We start from the raw sequence: 262 nt of genomic DNA, 5'->3' as shown, positions 1-262 counted from the left end.
TGGTGAATGACAGCAATGGTCGACTCGAAGTCGGCATGCCGGTGGAAATCCTCGAGTAACCCACACCTGAAACGAAAATGCCCGTGTCCTTGGACACGGGCATTTTTTTATCGCAGTGAAACCGTGGTGTTAGCCGCGGTATTCGCACAGGTAAGCGGTATCGACGGCGACCTTCAGCTGAAACTTGCTGTTGGCCGGAACGTTGAACTGGCTGCCGGCGGCGAAGGTTTCCCAGTCGCTGCTGTCGGGCAGTTTGACGGTC

The 262-nt window shown here is 56.1% G+C and carries 1 protein-coding gene; it reads right to left on the bottom strand.

The window, feature by feature from the left end; translation table 11 throughout:
• Positions 1 to 129: 129 nt before the first annotated feature.
• A partial coding sequence (locus BK660_RS30675; RefSeq protein WP_123436420.1) for a pyrimidine/purine nucleoside phosphorylase occupies positions 130 to 262 on the bottom strand: 133 nt, incomplete at its 5' end.

Source organism: Pseudomonas brassicacearum, from assembly GCF_003732265.1.
GTDB classification, from domain to species: Bacteria; Pseudomonadota; Gammaproteobacteria; order Pseudomonadales; family Pseudomonadaceae; genus Aquipseudomonas; species Aquipseudomonas brassicacearum_D.
This window is presented reverse-complemented; position numbering and strand designations above follow the sequence as displayed.